Source organism: Halobacillus sp. A1 (genome assembly GCF_024189295.1).
Lineage (GTDB): Bacteria > Bacillota > Bacilli > Bacillales > Halobacillaceae > Halobacillus_A.
Map to the genome: position 1 here is coordinate 1 of NZ_JAIZEN010000022.1, position 15760 is coordinate 15760.

At 43.6% G+C, this 15760-nt stretch carries 16 protein-coding genes; 9 read left to right on the top strand and 7 right to left on the bottom strand.

Going from position 1 to position 15760, the window contains the following annotated elements:
• Positions 1-460 precede the first annotated feature (460 nt).
• The 3 genes from LF817_RS16805 to LF817_RS16815 are packed head-to-tail and all read left to right on the top strand — an operon-like array spanning position 461 to position 1711.
• Entirely contained in the window at positions 461-883 is a 423-nt protein-coding gene (locus tag LF817_RS16805; RefSeq protein WP_253936973.1) for a cell wall hydrolase, read from the top strand.
• Between the two features lie 42 nt (positions 884-925).
• Entirely contained in the window at positions 926-1426 is a 501-nt protein-coding gene (gerQ, locus tag LF817_RS16810) for a spore coat protein GerQ (RefSeq protein ID WP_371925088.1), read from the top strand.
• Between the two features lie 36 nt (positions 1427-1462).
• Complete coding sequence (locus LF817_RS16815; RefSeq protein WP_253936975.1) at positions 1463-1711, top strand: hypothetical protein; 249 nt, start codon at positions 1463-1465, stop codon at positions 1709-1711.
• On the opposite strand, the gene LF817_RS16820 is transcribed toward LF817_RS16815, so the two are convergent.
• From LF817_RS16820 to LF817_RS16840, 5 genes are all read right to left on the bottom strand, one after another.
• Positions 1708-2076 (bottom strand): DUF423 domain-containing protein, encoded by a 369-nt coding sequence (locus LF817_RS16820; RefSeq protein ID WP_253936976.1) that lies wholly within the window; start codon positions 2074-2076, stop codon positions 1708-1710. The genes LF817_RS16815 and LF817_RS16820 overlap by 4 nt on opposite strands.
• A gap of 13 nt (positions 2077-2089) precedes the next feature.
• Positions 2090-2395, bottom strand: coding sequence for a YwdI family protein (locus LF817_RS16825; RefSeq protein ID WP_253936977.1), 306 nt, complete (start codon positions 2393-2395; stop codon positions 2090-2092).
• Positions 2396-2530: 135 nt separating this feature from the next.
• A complete protein-coding gene (locus LF817_RS16830; RefSeq protein ID WP_253936978.1) occupies positions 2531-2833 on the bottom strand; it encodes a DUF5316 family protein in 303 nt (100 codons plus the stop codon).
• 514 nt (positions 2834-3347) lie between these two features.
• Positions 3348-4685, bottom strand: coding sequence for a sodium-dependent transporter (locus LF817_RS16835; RefSeq protein WP_253936979.1), 1338 nt, complete (start codon positions 4683-4685; stop codon positions 3348-3350).
• A 96-nt stretch (positions 4686-4781) separates the two neighbouring features.
• Positions 4782-5000, bottom strand: coding sequence for a hypothetical protein (locus LF817_RS16840; RefSeq protein WP_253936980.1), 219 nt, complete (start codon positions 4998-5000; stop codon positions 4782-4784).
• 76 nt (positions 5001-5076) lie between these two features.
• Here LF817_RS16840 and LF817_RS16845 point away from each other — a divergent pair, with 76 nt between their 5' ends.
• Both LF817_RS16845 and LF817_RS16850 read left to right on the top strand, forming a co-directional pair.
• The gene (locus tag LF817_RS16845; protein ID WP_253936981.1) at positions 5077-5799 is read left to right on the top strand and encodes a YwaF family protein; all 723 of its coding nucleotides are present in this window, start codon (positions 5077-5079) and stop codon (positions 5797-5799) included.
• A 4-nt stretch (positions 5800-5803) separates the two neighbouring features.
• Positions 5804-7036, top strand: coding sequence for a GNAT family N-acetyltransferase (locus LF817_RS16850; RefSeq protein ID WP_253936982.1), 1233 nt, complete (start codon positions 5804-5806; stop codon positions 7034-7036).
• A 424-nt stretch (positions 7037-7460) separates the two neighbouring features.
• On the opposite strand, the gene LF817_RS16855 is transcribed toward LF817_RS16850, so the two are convergent.
• Positions 7461-7754: a phasin family protein gene (locus LF817_RS16855; RefSeq protein WP_253936983.1), complete on the bottom strand. Its 294-nt coding sequence runs from the start codon at positions 7752-7754 to the stop codon at positions 7461-7463.
• Positions 7755-7768: 14 nt separating this feature from the next.
• Positions 7769-9415 carry an ABC1 kinase family protein gene (locus tag LF817_RS16860; RefSeq protein WP_253936984.1) on the bottom strand — a complete coding sequence of 549 codons (1647 nt, stop codon included), beginning with the start codon at positions 9413-9415 and terminating at the stop codon, positions 7769-7771.
• A gap of 368 nt (positions 9416-9783) precedes the next feature.
• Here LF817_RS16860 and LF817_RS16865 point away from each other — a divergent pair, with 368 nt between their 5' ends.
• The 4 genes from LF817_RS16865 to LF817_RS16880 all read left to right on the top strand — a co-directional run bounded on the left by LF817_RS16865 (position 9784) and on the right by LF817_RS16880 (position 15625).
• Positions 9784-11955 (top strand): M6 family metallopeptidase, encoded by a 2172-nt coding sequence (locus tag LF817_RS16865; RefSeq protein WP_253936985.1) that lies wholly within the window; start codon positions 9784-9786, stop codon positions 11953-11955.
• 105 nt (positions 11956-12060) lie between these two features.
• Positions 12061-12963 carry a GNAT family N-acetyltransferase gene (locus LF817_RS16870; protein WP_253936986.1) on the top strand — a complete coding sequence of 301 codons (903 nt, stop codon included), beginning with the start codon at positions 12061-12063 and terminating at the stop codon, positions 12961-12963.
• 95 nt (positions 12964-13058) lie between these two features.
• Positions 13059-13928, top strand: a complete 870-nt coding sequence (locus LF817_RS16875; protein ID WP_253936987.1) for a fructosamine kinase family protein — start codon at positions 13059-13061, stop codon at positions 13926-13928.
• 341 nt (positions 13929-14269) lie between these two features.
• Positions 14270-15625, top strand: coding sequence for a YjiH family protein (locus tag LF817_RS16880; RefSeq protein WP_253936988.1), 1356 nt, complete (start codon positions 14270-14272; stop codon positions 15623-15625).
• The last annotated feature ends 135 nt before the right edge of the window (positions 15626-15760 follow it).

The window sequence follows — 15760 nt, forward strand, 5'->3', positions numbered from 1 at the left end:
GTCTAACATCGAATCCCTCACTTTTATGTAGTTCTTTCATTATACAAGAAAACACGCATCCTTTCTTTGATTTTCAAAGAAAGGATGCGTGTTTAGTTTTATCATGGACTTTTTCAGTGGCCTCCTTATTGGCGGGGCTTTTTTTGTTGATTATGTGAGCTTTATGAAATGCAGGCAGAAATACTGAAGACTTCATTTTACATATGGGATTCGTTACTGTATAGAGCAAAGGGTGGTTGGGAAACAAGACTGCAGCTTCCTGACGACCCATTCTCCGATTTCTCCGTCATCCTCTATGTATAAGATTTGCATCAAGCAGCCTCCTCCCCTCTTCATTCACTAATATCTTACATCAATAACCAATTTCGTGTCCTCCCTTTCAAACAATTTTTACTCATATCTTAGGCAGGCTGTTTCATATAGTGATAGAGAGTCAGCTTTTTCGAAACGAGGTGAAAGCATGGCTGTCGTTCCTTCCAACGAAGAAGACGTTAAATTATTGGCACGGTTGATGAGAGCGGAAGCCGAAGGAGATGGAAAACTGGGGATGCTGATGGTCGGGAACACCGGGGTGAACCGTGTAAGGGGTAATTGTATTGATTTCAAAGATATCCGCTCTATCCGTAATATGGTTTATCAAAGTCCGGGCGGGTTCGAGGCGACTCAAAAGGGATACTTTTATCAACGCGCTCGACAGAGGGATATTGATTTAGCACGTCGTGTAATTAGAGGGGAACGTTTTCATCCCGCCACAAATACTCTTTGGTTTTTTATGCCTGAAGGTGACTGTCCAGCTACATGGTTCGACCAGCCTAATGTCGGCAGGTATAAATCTCACTGTTTCTTTGCTCCAACACGCGCAGATTGTCCGTCCGTTTATTAATCTATTGAAGGAGTGATTGGCTTGGCGAAGAAGTATCAAGGCATGCAAGGAATGCAAGGAATGCAGGGAATGCAGGGAATGCAGGGAATGCCTCATGGCAATGTTCCGTACTACCCTGGCAATCCTTATATGTATCAACAAGGTATGGGAGGCTCTAACGGATCGAACGGAGGTACTGTTGCCGGTGCAGGCATGCAGGTGCCTACGACTTCCAACGGTTTCAATTATGGTAGTGGAAGTGGGAATGGGAATTCGCAAGGGATGCTCGCTTTAGAAGAATCCTATATCGAAAATATCCTGCGGTTAAATCGCGGAAAAGAAGCCACGGTTTATATGACTTTTGAAAATAATGACGAATGGAATGCGAAAGTTTTCAAGGGGATTATCGAAGCCGCTGGTCGTGACCATATCATTTTAAGTGATCCAAAGACCGATAAAAGGTATATTCTATTGATGGTATACCTCGACTACATTACGTTTGATGAAGAAATCAACTACGACTACCCGTTTAACGGCGGCACGAACAGTTACTCTCCTCGTTAAACCACCTGTTCTATACTACTAGAAAGGGGTGATCGTATGCGGCATCCCTATGCACCATTGATGCGCCTGGAGCTCGCCGCTCTTGGTCTGGCATTACTGCTGGCTATCGTAGCTTTCTTCCATTTGGAGCACCAGTGGATCGTGCTGTTCATGTTATATATTCTTAGTATCAGCTTACTGATCAATGGTTATATAGAATTAAAAAAGCAGCAGCTAGCTTCTTGTATAAGCCAGTTGCTGCGTGCTGTTATTTTATTGATCTTCACGACCATTTTATATTTTTAAATGTTCTTGATGATGGCATAGCCAAGCAGAACCCAGCCGATGAGAAAGGATAAGCCGCCAAGCGGGGTAATCATCGCAAAGGTTTTAATCCCTGTAGGAGCATACGCGTATAAACTGCCTGAGAATAAAATGATTCCAGCCACGAAGAACCATCCGGCCCCTGTCATCATCACGGTCTGGATTTTGCCCATTAATAATGCGGTAACGAACAGAGCCATCGTATGGAACATTTGATAATCGACGGCTTTTTCCCATTGGCTCAGCCCTTTTTCAGAAACTTTGCCTTCCAGCCCATGGGCGCCAAAGGCTCCGAGGGCAACCGCTAAGAAGCCATTCAACACACCTAAAATTAAAAATATTTTCAACGTCTGTCACTCCTTAAAAATCAAAAATGGATTTTCCGTTCGCCTCATCATGTCCATCCGACTGTGGGGCGGATGTTTGTTTTTGGACAGGCTGATCGTTCCCCATCATTTGTCTGATTTCCTCGACTGTCGGCTCCTGAACGGAACTTTTCTGCTTTGGAACCGCCTGGGAGGCGCTGTCCTGATCCAACACCAGATCCGCCAGCAGTTTAACCGCGCGGACGTGCTCACGCACACGATGGTCATCGCCATGGTTCAGCATGGCTTCTTGTATCTCGCTCGACATTTTTTTGAGTATCGTTTGATTTGAAATCGCCATATGATATGACTCCTTTTACAATTGATAAAAAACTTCCGCACTTATCATAACATGCTTCTGTAAGTATGAGCTAACAAGGGCCGTAATTCCCCTTGATTTTTTGCAGAAAAAAGAGACCCTTCCCTTTAGAGTCCCTTACGAAGTCATCCAATAGTCGACGAGCATAATCACGAACATGACGTCACTCGGAGAACTGATGACAACTAGCTTCAACGTCAGGCTTTTTCTAAAACTTCGACCCTGAGTTGATTCCGTATGGAAATTCGCCCGATTACGATCTCCGCTTACAAAAGCCCCCGTAAGAATTCCAGCCAAAAACAAAGGTATTCCTGCTGAAACAGCTATCGTTCTGACGAATAAATTTTCATCTCCCGACATGAACCATACGACGCCTGCTCCTGCCAGAATAATAAGCCCTATTGCAAAATATTTAAACAAGGAACCGCCTCCTTTATTATTCTTACGTATCACCTGCTCTTCACGTTTCATTCTGCAAAACCCTGTTAAATGTCCAGGAAAGGATTGATGGGCGCAAGGGTGGAGCCTCTGTGCTCCCTGTATGTGTGGAGGTGGTGTACATCTTTCGCTTGACATGCTCCAAATAGCGTTTAGGTTTGGGCTTGTTCCCTGCTCTTAAGTGCTATATTCAGTCATTGGGGTTTCCTACTAATGAACGTAAAGAGCTCCGGGAAATCGCGAGACTCCTGTGGGAAGAGAGTGCTTGGTGAGATCCCGCAGGACGGGACGTCCGAGGAAGCTCACCGCGCTCCCACGGAAAGGGAGTGATTTCCCGGAGCTCTTTGCACTGTTAAACATAACGGAAACATCCCCAAACAGCTCGAAACTGAGCCTTCAGCATAAGGAAGCTTATATGAATATCAACACGGAACTTTAACAAGGCCTCTCACAAAAAAAACAGCTTCACCCCTCACAGGATGAAGCTGCTTCCATCTTATATAAACCCTAAAGCATTTAAGAAAATTAAAACGATCAATACCGGCGCTAGGAACTTGATAATTACATACCATACTTGTCCTATTGATGAGCCTGTGAAATCTGTAGCCTCGAGTGCCTGCTGTTTCGTGAAATACCAGCCGACAAACAACGCCATCGCCAATCCTCCTAGTGGCAGCAGTATATTAGAAGCCACGTAGTCCATTGAGTCGAGAATGCCTAAATCTCCGATCGGAGTCACTCCTGACCAAATTCCGAACCCTAACGATACAATGATGCCAAGGCAGAACATGATCGCCCCCATGACAACACTTGTGAATTGGCGCGGCCAGTTGAAGACACGCATAAAGTAAGCGGTCGGCACTTCCAAAATTGATACAGAAGACGATAAAGCCGCTAACACTAAGGCAAAAAAGAACACCAGACCCACAAACCCGCCTAAAGGCATCTGCTCAAAAATCGTCGGCAGCGTAATGAATACAAGCGGTGGACCCGAAGCAGGATCGATTCCGAATGCAAAAACAGCAGGGAAAATCACAATTCCTGAAACGATGGCGAATAAGGAATCCATCAACCCGATCCCCATTGTCGCCCCAGGCAGTTTGTGTTCTTTTGATAAATAACTGCCATACGTCAACATCGCACCCATTCCAAGACTTAGTGAAAAAAAGGCTTGTCCTAAAGCAGCAATATAAATGGAAGGATCACTAAAAGCGGACCAGTCTGGAGAAAATAAGAATCGCAGACCTTCAGACGCTCCCTCAAAGGAAACACTGTAAAATGCAAGAACAATTAATATGATAGCAAGTACGGGCATAAATATTTTATTAGCCGATTCGATCCCTCTCTTAACACCGCTGACAACGATGATGATCGTCAGTGCCATAAATAAAGCGACCCAGAACAGCGGCTGCCACGAATGAGAGGTAAAGGCACCAAAGGCCCCCTCATATCCAGCCTCGGGCTGTGAAGCGAAACTTCCTGTGATGTAATTCCACAAGTAAAACATTGACCAGCCAGCGACTACACTGTAAAACCCTAAAATTAAAAAAGCGCTGAACACACCAAAAAAGCCTGTTAAAAACCAAGGGGTCCCCGGTGCCAGTTTTTTGAAAGAACCTACGACGTCACTCTGCGCTTTTCGTCCAATACTGACTTCAGTCAGCAAAAGCGGGACAGCGATCAAAATGACAAACAAAAGATATAAAATTAAAAAGGCGCCTCCTCCATTGTTTCCTGCTACAAAAGAGAACCGCCAAATATTGCCCAGCCCGACAGCAGATCCCATAGCAGCAAGCATGAAACCAAGCTTCGTGCCCCATTTTTCTCTTTCCATTTTTTTATTCATCTCCTTTCACTCTAGTATTAAATATTCATCAGCATACCACATTTTATTCATAGAGACGATATATAATCTGACATTACATTTTATTTACAGCTGAATGTCCAACCGTGAGGAAGATCGCAGCTTTTTCTTCTCAGTCTGCACAGGCTTCGGACAGAACTGCATACATGGCGTGCCTGTCGTTTTCAGCACGGTCTGTGAAGGCACTTCTCTTCCTTTAAATCCATAAGCTTTACATCCCCGAGGAAATTGCGGGTTCCACGTCGAATAAAAATGAATACATTTGAAACAGTTCACTCTGTCCATAATACCCCTCTCCCCTTGGTACAGGTATGATAGAATCATAGCACAAGAAATATAGTTCAACTAGGATGTGTTCCTTATGCAGCAATGGTTCGGCTTAACAAGTGACCACGCTTTTGAAATGTTCGGATTCAGCCATGTCATCATGCTGGCTGTATTTGGACTCGGCTTCCTTCTTATCGTTGTCTACGCTCCCGCTTTAAGAAAAGGGACGAAGGCTCATCAATGGGTACGCTGGATTTTATTCATTTTCCTTTTCTTATCGGAAGCCAGTTACCAATTGTGGGCTCTTCACCATGGGCTGGCGTCATCAGCCGAACATTTGCCCCTTCATTTATGTGGAATCGCTTCTCTACTTGGCATGATCAGCCTGCTCACTTATCATAAAAAACTCATTCAAATGAATGTTTTCATAGGAATCATTCCTGCCCTTATGGCTTTGATCACCCCTGAAATACCTCACGGGTACGAGCATTACCGTTATTGGAAATTTTTCGTTCACCATATGGCAATTCCCTGGACAAGCATATTCCTGCTCCTGACTATGAAATTTACAATTAATCTGAAGGGTATGCTCGAAACCTATATGTATTTAGTGCTCTATGCTGTAGCAATTGGCGTCTTTAACCGACTATTCGAAACCAATTATTTGTATTTATCCCACCCGCCTCAAGCCGCCCCCTTCTTAAATTACCTCGCTTTTGGAGCGGGTTATCAAATAAACCTGGCGCTCTTGACACTGACGGTTTTTTTACTGATATTAGTATTCTATAATGGAATAGTTAAGATGAGGAGGCGCTAAAACAATGGATTTTAAACAAATGGATGATTTTAAGACGTTTACCGATATACTGAGCCGCTGTTACCCGATGATGGAGGTGCGGACCGCTGAAGATAAAAAAGAAATGACTGAACACCGCAAACGGATGGAATCGTACGATATGGTTTCTCATAATGCTGTTTATGAAGAGGATCAAATGGTGGGCGGCTACATAGCATACGCCTTTCCTATGAATGTTTATGACCAAACGCTCCCTTCTGTCGGAGTCGGTACGCTCGCGGTCGACCTCCCTTATAAAAAAAGAGGAATTGCGAAAGACATGATAATCCACGCCATCGGGAAAGCTCGCGGAGAAGGCTTCCCTCTTATGCAGCTCTACCCTTTCCGGCCGGACTTTTACCGGAAGATGGGATTCGGTTTCGGACCTCAGCTGAACGTATTCCGTGTATCTCCGGGCCAGGTCCCTTATTTTAATGAGGCGGATGCTGTCATTCCTTTGAACGAAAATCATCTGGAAGACATTAAACGCTGTTACCACGACTGGGCGGAAGATCACCATGGAGCCTGTGATAAACAGGAGTACGAATTTCGTCATATAGCTGCAGAACATACGCATACAGTAGGCTGCCGGATAAACGGACAGTTAAAAGGGTACCTCGTTTATGAAATGAAACAGGATAGCAGCTTCAAGCATGACTTGAAGATTATCGACTGGTTCAGCAATTCTAATGAAGCTTTTCAATCATTGCTTACTTTCCTTCATCAACAGAAGGACCAGGTATCGAATATCATTTTCCCTACCTTCGATGATGACTTCGCCTTTATGTTCCATGATCCTCGTCACGCGTCGAAGCAATTGATCCATCGTATCTATCATGGCACCCATGAACGGGGTACGGGACTCATGTACCGGATTGTTAACGTTCCTCTTTTCATGATGTATATTGCCGATCATTCTTTTGGACAGCAAACGGTCGCCATCAACTTTAAAGTGACTGATTCACTGTTGAATGAAGAAAGTGCGCATAGTATCCAATTTCAAAACGGCAAGCCTCAGATGAGTGATGAGCATCTTGGTCATGGTATCAGCTTGTCTATAGATATTGCTGATCTTTCTTCTCTGCTGATGGGATGCATTCCCTTACAGAAGCTGCTCGATTATAATAAAGCAGACGCTGATGGTAACCATGATGAGATCGCTAAAGCTATTGAATTGTTTGGCAGACCGACTAAACCGGTAAGCTGGACGTTTTTTTAAGTGAGTATTTACCTGGTTTCGTTGTTTTGTATAGAGAAATGGGGTCTTGGAAATGGATCGCTTTCCGCGGGGAAGACGGCAAGTCTCCTCGAGCTAACGCTCTGCGGGGTCTTGCCAGTCTATCCTTTCCCGCAGGAGTCTCACCATTTCCAAGACCCATTACGATAATTTGAGGAACGAAACCATTTCTCGGATCATAAAACGCGCGTTTCAATGGAAGATTGATTTGCCTGACCTTAAGCACATTGGTTCTTTATTCAACCAGTTTAATTTATAAATTGGGGGGCTATTTATCTACAAGGGCGGGCACGTACCAGAAGACTCGGACGTGCGTCCGTTAGCCACAAAAAGGCTTTTGGAAAACTCAAATTTTCTCTACTAACTTAAACAGCCCTTTTCTTCAACAAGGAAAAGGGCTGTTTCTTTACTGTTTGTTTTGATTTTCCAGTCGCTGCAGTCTGGCTTCTAGTAATTCATATTCTTCACGGGTGACAAAACCAAGCTCTTTGACATGGTCCTGCATTCGCGCCTGGGCTTGTTCATTCCATTCTTTATTTTTCACTTCTCCTTTGGCCAGCCAGGCATTCAGCATTTCTCTTGCTTCCGCCGGGGACACATCCCCTTTTCTGACCATTTCGTTCAGACCTTTTTCGAATTTCTCTTTTCCGCTGATAGCTGCGCCTAATCCCAGGTAAAACCCTTTCCTTAACAAACTCATACTGATTCCTCCTTTTATTGTCTAATCTTTTTGATCATACGGTAGTGTTTGATTAGGATGATGAAGAGTCCCGCTCCGGCGATAGCTGTGACGGCCCACGCCAAGTTCAAATAACTCGAAACCCCTGTTTGTTGTAAGAATATGACACCACCTGTTCCAATTAGAAGCAAAATGAACGATAGCCAGGCATAAAATAGAAAGAATTGATGAAAAAGGTTCTGCTGCTGTTTTACAGACTTCCACTCTCTTTCTTTATCTCCATCCTCTAAGTATTCAACAAGAGCCCGAGGCAGGGACATCAAAGGTTTAGCTGTATCTTTAGCTATTTCTTTATAAAGAGAGAAGCTTGAATTCTCACCTGTCATCCATTTCTTGATGACAGGCCGGCCCCACTCCACTAAATCTACTTGAGGATAAATCGACGTCAGCACTCCCACGATAATGGAGGTAGCTCTTCCTAGGAAAGCATAATCCGCCGGAAGCTGAATCGGCTGTTCTTTGATGAATTCCTGTAAGTCTTCAAGAATATCATTCATCAAATGAGCATCCAGCTTCTTGAGATCTCCCTCTAAATACATGTCTGTCGTCTGCTTGATCATTTTTTTGACCTTTTCTGTATCTGCGTTGTCTAATAAAAAGTCCATTTCCCATAATGCGTCGATTACCCGGTCATAATCATCCATGATAAAGCCCTGGACCATCATGCGGATCGAGTTGGCGTCTTGCTGTTTGATTTCGCCTACCATACCGAAATCAATGATGACTACGGTCCCATCCGGCTTAAGCATCAAGTTTCCTGGGTGAGGGTCCGAGTGGAACATCCCGGCAAACAAAAATTGCTCGACACATAAATCAAACAGGATTTTAGCAATCCGTTCCCTTTCAATGCCATGGCTCTTCATGAAATGGATATCGGTAATCTTCTCCCCTTCAATCCACTCCATGACCAGCACTCTCTTCGTCGAAAGATCACGATAGTATTCTGGAATATACACATCATTGAAATCTTTGAATCTCTTTTTGAAATGATTGCCGTTCTTCAGTTCCATCGTGAAATCCAGTTCATCCGTAATGACGGCTACGACTTCACGGTATAAGGCCGGAAGATCGGCTTTTTTCCCATACTTTGTGAATTTCCCAAGAATGAAGAAAACGATTCTCAATGCTTTGAAATCCATCCGGAAAATCTCTCGTACCCGGTAGCGCTGTACTTTCACCGCAACTGGCGTGCCATCGAGCAGCTCTGCTTTGTACACTTCTCCTATAGAAGCCGAAGCTATCGGCTTCGTATCGATCTGTCGGAAGTGGTCGTCGATCGATGCATTCAAGTCTTCTTCAATCGTCTGCTTCGAGTACTTGAACGGGACGGGCTTGACCCGGTCTACTAATCCTTCCAGTTCACGAATGAAAGACTGAGGAAGCAAATCTCCTCTCGAGCTAAGAAACTGCCCGAATTTTATAAGCAGTCCCCCTAACTGGATAGCCTTACGCCGGTATTCTTCGGCTTGGCTGACAAGCAAGGACTCCCACTTCCGTTTCGTTTCCTGGTCCCAAATCCTGTGTCTCTTTTTGAACCAGAAGATTTGAATGAGGAATTTCAGAGCCATCCATACAATGACGGTTATTCGATAAAGCGATATGTATTTTAAACGTGCCTTCATGATAACCTCTCCATTCTATCCATTCGACATTTATATTTACCCTAAGACGCCCTGTCAAAATCCTCTCAATAATAAACACAAAAATTAAGTCTTTCAGCCCCCCTTTTGCCTTTTCGGAATAAGTAAAGGTTTATACACTGATATATTAAGGTTTTCACAAAATAAAAATCGACATTCATTCTACACCTTCCATCATAATTAGTATAAATTAGCTATTTATGAGGACTTTCAATCGACATACTTATGACATGGTTAGTTAAAAAATACTTCCAATTTACTATTCGAAATATTTTGAATATTTTTCATGTACGCCTTATAATGGAAATTGCGGGTCACGAAATAAATTCCATTAGGAGGTATTCATGCACATGAAAAAACAGATGACTGCTTTATTATCAGTCAGCGCTTTGAGTTTGTCTTTATTTGCGCCAGCCGCAAATTCAGATGTCAGCGCAAGCTCACAGTATGAGAACTGGAACAAAGAACGGTATGGCGATACGATCGATATTGACGGAAAGCTTGAAAAAGAAGAGAACCAACAAGGTTTCCAGCAAGAGGCGGAGCAAAAGATAAAGGATAATGCTGAGAATACGAACTTTGATGAGGATGAGGATTCAGACTCCGAGAGTAATTTTACATATGATGGAGGAACGAAACAGTTCCTTGACAGAGATCTTGCATTTAAGGAATTCACTCTGAGAAGTGAAAGCGAGCACGCAGAAATATGGGTAGCGAATGATCTTTCTTTTGCGGAGGACGATCCGCGTGATCCACACGTCATTACTCAGAACCAGGTTGACACAATGGCGGAGGAATTCGATACGAACATGTACCCTGTAGCCACAGATTTCTTCGGTAGTCCGGACAGCCTGGACGGCAGCAATGCCTTGCTTGAAGACATTGGTGCAGTTCCCGAAGGCTACTACGAAGAAGAAGGAGAAGGAGACAAAGTCCTTATCATGGTAGACAACGTGAAGGATGACAACTACTATGATCCGGAGTATCCATTCTTCGTTGCCGGTTTCTTCTGGCAGACATTAGAAAACTATACCGACCGTAATATGATCACGATCGATTCCAGAGACTGGGATACGCGTCTGGAAAGCACATTTTTCAGCACAACGATTCATGAGCTGCAGCACTTGATCCATGCAGATAATGATTCCGATGAGACGAGCTGGCTCAATGAAGGCATGTCGACTTTCTCTGAGTTCTTAGGCGGGTACGGGATGTCTGAGGGTTCTATCAACTTCTTTCTGGATCACCCTGAGAACTCTCTTACCAACTGGGACGAACACGTAGACGCTGAAACCGGCCCTGAAACTATTGCGGACTATGGCCTGGTGCAGCTTTTCACCCTTTACAACTATGAACGATTCGGACAAGAATTCATCCGATACATCGCGAAAAGTGAATTGAACAGCATTGAAAGCTATGAAGATGCTTTTGAAGAATTCGGTATCGATACAACCTTTAACGAAGTGTATCAAGACTTCACTTCTGCTTTAGTTTTAGATGATAACAAATACAAAGGCGGCCTGTACGGCTTTGAAAACATTGACCTGCGCGATCTTCCTGTAGATGGACAGGACGAGCCTCGCGGAATGACGGTTGATTTCGAAAAAGCAAAGGATTATGAAAAAGACGGCGTCCCTGCCTGGGGTACTGACTTTAAAGAATTCAACATCGAGCCTGGTCAAAAAGTAGAAGACTTCAGCTTCAACGGCATCGACTTCATGCCGATTCAGTGGGAAGCAGTGGATGACCCGCTTGGAAGCGGCGAGCAGGTTCTGTTCGGCGGCGATAGCGATGAAGCTGATAATAAGCTGATCTTCGAAGCTGATTTGACTGGATTAAACGAAGCAACTCTCAACTTCGATCACTATGCGGATATCGAAGAACAGTGGGACTTCGGAGTCGTTCAGGTTTCCACAGATAACGGCGACACGTGGACCTCACTTGATAATGAAAATACGCGTTCCGATGTTGTAGAAGATGGATATCCAAAGATCAAAGATAACGTCCCTGGATTTACAGGCACATTTGATGAATATCAGAATGAAACGTTCGACCTTTCTGAATATGCCGGCGAAGAAGTACTCGTTTCTTTCCGTTACCTTACGGACTGGGGAACAACAAATGATGGCTGGTTCATTGATAATATCAATGTACCTGAAGCGAATATTGCTTTAGATGGAAACAGTAATATCGCTGAAGACTTCGTGAATGAAAATGAATTGAATGAGGAATTCATCAATTACGGAGTTACCTTCATCAAGGAAAATAAAGGCGGCAAGCATCAAGTCATCGAAGTCGATCCTTTTAACGTAACCGAGGAAGATGCATTGAATATCCAAAAAGCCTTCCGCCCTGGTAAGACGTACATGACTACGTACTATGCCGCTCCACAAGACCAGTTGAATCCTGTACCATTCGAGTATGAAATCACATACAAGGATAAAGGGAAAGATAAGGATAAGCCTGGTAAAGGAAAAGACAAAGATAAAGACCACCCTGGTAAAGGAAAAGGAAATAAGTAGTACGTAAGTTAAACCAACCAGTTCCCCGCACTGGTTGGTTTTTTCTATTGAATTTCCTTTACTCCCCTACCTTCTTATGGCATGATTTTAGCAAAAGGGAGAAAGGTGATTGATTTGCAGATTACGGAGTTAGAAGTAAAACAATTACATACGGTTGCTGAGTGGCTGCACGGCATGAACGAGCAGGATCAACATTATGTTGCCTGGCTTGCTTCAGATCCTGATGAAATATTCGAACAAATTTGGACCCTTACTCAATTTCAGGAACCGCTTGCTTATGTCGCCTGGGAAAACGAAGAAATCATAGGTTTCATTGGCATTCTGCCATTTTTCGAACAAAAGCTATGTCGTTTGCTCGGACCTTTTTCTCTTCGGAAGGGAACAAAAGTGATCGAAGGTTTATGGGAGAAGGCTTCTCTTACCGTACAGCTGCATTTTGACGCCGTCAAGGTCGCTTGTTTTGAAGCGAACAAGGATTTGGTTTCCTTTGCAGAACGTCACCATTTCCAGCTTTATAACACTGAAAAGACGCTGGTACTTCACCAATCTCATTATACGCCTTCCCATGTAAAGAACTCTTTTATTGAAGAAATTCAAGATTATGAGCATGCTGCTTTAGATGAGCTCCACCCGGAGGGAGCCTATTATACGACGAAAGAAATGGTAGAACTTTCTCAAGAAGATACAAATAAATTATGGGGCTATAAGCAAAATGGTGAGCTGATTGGTTATTTATATTTTGAAATGATTACGTCTCAGGAAGGTGAAATATGTTTCGTTAATGTATCTCCTTTTGAACGCAGCAGCGGCATTGGTTCAGCACTGATCGACCATGCTCTCCAGTACGCCTTTTATGTGTTCGACGTACAAGTCGTCACCATTTCCGTTCGAACAAACAACAAACAAGCCGAAGAACTGTATGAAAGCCTGGGATTTGAAGAAATTCACACCATCTACGCCTATGAAAGAGAAGCTAGATACGAGAATGTAAAACCGATCATCCACTAAAAAGTCAGAGCCTCGCTCTGACTTTTTTCTTTTTCAAGGTTGTGATTTCGTCCTAAAGGGTATAAATGAATAACTGCTTAATGAGGAGGTCATGTATGAAAAGAGAGATAAATCGTGTACTACATAACCTGAAAGATGATAGCGAAGTAGAAAAAATCCGTTCAGTCAGTGGTGGAGATATCAATGAAGCTTTCTATGTCCGCACAGGCAGCCGCGAGTACTTCATAAAGGGCAACCGTAACGTTCCTCCCCACTTCTTTAAAGCAGAGGCGGCAGGATTACAAATGATTCAAAAATCAAACACCATCGCTGTGCCGGACGTTTTTTATTACGATGAACCTCAATCCAATGAACCCGGCTTTCTCGTTCTCGAATGGATCGAAGGCCGTAAGAAGTCTGATACCGGACAAAAACTCGGAACCAATTTAGCACTCATGCATCAGCACACATCCAACGCTCATGGGTTTGGGGAACCTACGTTTGTCGGAGAACTCGATCAGCCCAACGACTGGCAGAATTCCTGGATCGAATATTACCGCAATTTCCGATTGCGCAACCAACTGCAGATCGGTGTTGAGAACGGAAACATAAATGGGAAAAGAAAACAGCAGTTAGAGAAGCTGATTCAGCAGTTGGAACGGTGGATCCCTGACGTCTCCTCCCCTTCTTTACTACATGGGGATTTATGGGGCGGAAATTATATAGCAGGGCCAGAGGGTGAGCCTTACTTAATTGACCCTTCTATCTTATACGGAGATCCTTCCTTTGAAATCGCCTTTACTGAATTGTTCGGTGGCTTCCCGGAAGAGTTCTATGATGCTTATCAAGAGGTTTCCCCTCTCCCCGAATACTACGAGGAAATCAAACCTCTCTACCAGCTTTTTTATTTGCTCGTCCATTTGAATATATTCGGTGAAAGTTACGGTCCCTCGGTAGACAGAATTTTAAATCATTATATCACCTAATATTTTCTATTGGCTTTTTTCCTTAATCGTATTAAAATTAAAAGCGCTGTATATTTATTCTTTATTACTTAGCTATGTTAAACGTCGTTGTTGATTTTTCATAAGAGTGTATTCCTGGGTACGGCAGTTGTATAGAAGACGCGGTTCTATGGTAATGGAGTTTCGTAACCATATAAGGCTAGGAAGCTCACCTTACACCTATGGTAAGCGAGTGATTTCCCGGACCCATTCTTAGAAAATGAAATAATCTAAAAGCTGAGGTTGCAGGGTATGGCAGCTTATATGAATATCAAAACGGGATTTTTACAGAGACTATTATTTACAGACGGGAGAGTTCCTATATGAAAGCAAGTCAATTCCGGGCTTCTTCTCATTTAAAATTTATTATTCCTTCATTGATCGGGATCATTCTATTCATGGTTCCCTTCTATGATAGCGAAGAAGAAAGCGTCACTATATTAATCGCTATTTTAGCTAACTGGCTGCAAGATACTTTAGCATCCTCTATATCGCTGATTATGATGCTGATCATTTCCATTACGGCGATGATCACCGTCGCTGTTAAAGTAGCAGGGCCCGAAAAGTTGAACGGCACACCGTTTTTCAAATCTCTTTTCAACGTTCCGCCCGTTTGGGTCGTCACGCGTGTTCTCGGCATGATTTTTGCCGTCATGGTCTATTTCCAAATTGGACCGGAAGCAATCATTTCCGATGTCACCGGCGGACTACTTTTAGGAGACTTACTACATGTACTGTTCGCTGTTTTCCTTTTTGCAGGCTTGTTCCTGCCGTTACTATTGAACTTCGGACTCCTTGAATTATTCGGGGTCATATTAACTAAGGTGATGCGTCCCTTGTTCAAACTCCCTGGACGTTCTTCGATCGATGCTCTTGCTTCGTGGCTTGGAGATGGAACGATCGGCGTTCTGCTTACCAGTAAGCAATATGAAGAAGGATATTATACAAAAAGGGAAGCTGCGGTCATCGGTACAACGTTTTCTATCGTATCGATCACGTTCAGCTTAGTTGTTATTTCCGAGGTCGATCTGGAGCACATGTTCATTCCGTTTTATCTGACAGTTGCCATCGCAGGATTCATAGCTGCATTAATTATGCCTAGAATACCTCCTTTGTCTCGTAAAGCGAATACGTATGTAACGGAAGAAGCCGATGACATCAAAGAAGAGATTCCTGATGAACATAACACGATTACTTATGCGTACTCTAAAGCCGTAGAACGCGGAAGCAAAGCAAAGGGACCCGTGCAATTTTTCAAAGAAGGCGGCCAAAACATCCTGGACATGTGGATGGGTGTAGCTCCTATTGTTATGGCACTTGGTACCATCGCATTAGTCATCGCTGAATTTACACCGGTATTCACGTGGCTCGGTTATCCGTTCATTCCATTCCTGCAACTGCTGCAGATTCCTGATGCAGCGGCAGCTTCGGAAACGATCCTTGTCGGTTTTGCTGACATGTTCTTACCGGCAATTATCGGAGCAAGTATCGAAAGCGAGATGACGCGATTTGTCATCGCCAGTTTATCTGTTACTCAGCTTATTTATATGTCCGAAGTCGGCGGCTTGCTGCTTGGCTCCAAAGTTCCGGTCAATCTGAAGGATCTTTTCATTATTTTCCTATTACGTACGATTATTACGCTTCCAGTCATCGCACTGATTGCTCACCTGATCTTTTAAACGAAAGACGGGGCTGTCCAAAAAGTCTAAGATCCAGACTTTTATGGACAGCCCTGTTTTTTTTTATACAAAACTTCAAAGGACCGATTCCGAGACATTAAGGAGAGTTAGGGCTGCGGGAAAGGATAGACTGGC

What these genes read in the sequence shown, in the direction of transcription:
- LF817_RS16865 (WP_253936985.1), top strand. Translation starts at nt 9,784, where the DNA reads ATGAAAAAACAGATGACTGCTTTATTATCAGTCAGCGCTTTGAGTTTG.
- LF817_RS16855 (WP_253936983.1), bottom strand. Translation starts at nt 7,754, where the DNA reads ATGAGTTTGTTAAGGAAAGGGTTTTACCTGGGATTAGGCGCAGCTATC.
- LF817_RS16860 (WP_253936984.1), bottom strand. Translation starts at nt 9,415, where the DNA reads ATGAAGGCACGTTTAAAATACATATCGCTTTATCGAATAACCGTCATT.
- gerQ (WP_371925088.1), top strand. Translation starts at nt 926, where the DNA reads ATGCAAGGAATGCAAGGAATGCAGGGAATGCAGGGAATGCAGGGAATG.
- LF817_RS16845 (WP_253936981.1), top strand. Translation starts at nt 5,077, where the DNA reads ATGCAGCAATGGTTCGGCTTAACAAGTGACCACGCTTTTGAAATGTTC.
- LF817_RS16880 (WP_253936988.1), top strand. Translation starts at nt 14,270, where the DNA reads ATGAAAGCAAGTCAATTCCGGGCTTCTTCTCATTTAAAATTTATTATT.
- LF817_RS16805 (WP_253936973.1), top strand. Translation starts at nt 461, where the DNA reads ATGGCTGTCGTTCCTTCCAACGAAGAAGACGTTAAATTATTGGCACGG.
- LF817_RS16840 (WP_253936980.1), bottom strand. Translation starts at nt 5,000, where the DNA reads ATGGACAGAGTGAACTGTTTCAAATGTATTCATTTTTATTCGACGTGG.
- LF817_RS16815 (WP_253936975.1), top strand. Translation starts at nt 1,463, where the DNA reads ATGCGGCATCCCTATGCACCATTGATGCGCCTGGAGCTCGCCGCTCTT.
- LF817_RS16825 (WP_253936977.1), bottom strand. Translation starts at nt 2,395, where the DNA reads ATGGCGATTTCAAATCAAACGATACTCAAAAAAATGTCGAGCGAGATA.
- LF817_RS16875 (WP_253936987.1), top strand. Translation starts at nt 13,059, where the DNA reads ATGAAAAGAGAGATAAATCGTGTACTACATAACCTGAAAGATGATAGC.
- LF817_RS16835 (WP_253936979.1), bottom strand. Translation starts at nt 4,685, where the DNA reads ATGGAAAGAGAAAAATGGGGCACGAAGCTTGGTTTCATGCTTGCTGCT.
- LF817_RS16850 (WP_253936982.1), top strand. Translation starts at nt 5,804, where the DNA reads ATGGATTTTAAACAAATGGATGATTTTAAGACGTTTACCGATATACTG.